The organism is Bacillus sp. YC2, from assembly GCF_019891195.1.
GTDB lineage: Bacteria > Bacillota > Bacilli > Bacillales > Bacillaceae > Bacillus.
In genome coordinates this window covers 1-1,597 of sequence record NZ_JAHXDO010000032.1, presented here as the reverse complement: position 1 = coordinate 1,597, position 1,597 = coordinate 1, and the positions used below count along the sequence as shown (strand labels likewise).

1 protein-coding gene and 1 pseudogene are annotated in these 1,597 nt (G+C 35.2%); both read right to left on the bottom strand.

The genetic code is table 11. The features are described 5' to 3' along the window. Positions 1-109: 109 nt before the first annotated feature. Positions 110-403, bottom strand: coding sequence for a hypothetical protein (locus KY305_RS19760; RefSeq protein ID WP_262417894.1), 294 nt, complete (start codon positions 401-403; stop codon positions 110-112). 18 nt (positions 404-421) lie between these two features. Beyond that, positions 422-1,597: pseudogene (locus tag KY305_RS19755) on the bottom strand (hypothetical protein); the annotation flags it as partial.

Genomic DNA, 1,597 nt, shown 5'->3' with positions numbered 1-1,597 from the left:
TTGGCGGCGGAAAGCAGGGTGGTTGCTTCGAAAACTTTCATGACCATATCCTTTCAATTGAGTTATTTTTTCAGTCTTTGGGTGAAAAGATTAAGAAGTTATCAGGGACTTAAGATAAAAAATCTTTCAAAATTTGCTCTGTTTTATACATGTCCTCAAGCATAGGGTTCATATAGTCACTAGCGGCTTCAAGGTATGCTCTTGTACGATCATTAAGTTTATTTTTTAATCTAAATGAATTCTTTTTCAACTCCTCAATTGTTGAATGTTCGATTAAGTCCTTTGCTTCTTGATATTTCTTGAGTATATCTCCAAGCATTGGAATAGGGTTTTTCTTATAATTTTCCTCTATTATCGGGATCGTCTTATTAATTTGTTTTAATAAATTATTAATATTTGTCAATGTAAACATCTCCTAACGCTATCTGCTTCTAACTTTTCTAGTTTCTTTAATCCATTCATCCGGCCAATCCATAGGTAATAAAATTTGATCTCCTTTACCTTCTAAAATAGTTCCTGTAGCAGTTTTTTGAGGAGCCACTTTTCCAATATCCAAAATTGTCCCCTTTGGTATCTCAATAACAGCTTCAAACTCTCTGCTATTTTTCCATTCGGGTTTAAGGGCGGAGTCTATTTTACTCTGTATTCGACTTTCAGATGGAGTGGTAGCAGCAAAGCCGCCTTTACGATTTGCTTGGGCACCGAAAGTTCTATAAACTATAATTTTTTCTTTTGTTTTAACGGTTCTATAATGTCCGTCCAAAAAGGATTCTTCAATCCAAGAAGGAAGTTCTTTTTTATCTAATATTTCTACTTTTGAATCAATTTTCGTAGTGTAATTTGGGTTGATTTTATAAACACTTTTATCTTCAACCTTACTTAGACCATTCTTTTGTTTATCTGTGCTTTTCTTTACTATACGGGCACTTTGATTATCAGCTAACTGCTTCAATGGACTTGTATTTAGTGTATTATGTAATTGTCTTATTTGATACATTTCGGACTCTAAAGCAACTTTATTTAATGAGGGATTTAAAACTGACTCAGTAATATTTTTTGTTACATTACTGATTCCTGCATTACCTTCAATTAAAGCGCTCTTTGCTGTGACAGTTCCTAATTTGCCAACTTTATCAATGCCTTTTGTACCTATCAGCATTGTAGCAACTGTTGCGACGGAATATGCAATCCAATGAGACCGGCTTTCTGTATCTCCATTAACCATGTCGCGTTCCCAAGAATCAGATAAAGCAACCCATATATTAATACCTGTGCTTGTGACGGCAGTAAGCTTTTGGGCTGGTGAGGAATTCAAGAACTTGTACACGCTATTTATCATTTCTGGGCCATTTGCGACCAATTCTTTTAAGCCAATTATAGTATCTTTTCCGAAATCATAAAATGCGGTGCCTATCCCTTTTAAAATATCTGCTTCCTTTTGAGAAATCTCTAATTGCAGTACATACTGCTGCTGATCCGACTCTAAGTTTTCATATCCGATCTTTTTTGCGATTTCCAAATACTCATCAGGATCGGTCACATCATCGGCCAGCTTTTTCTTCAAATCTTTGATTTCCCGCTCTTTCGCTTCTTCCTT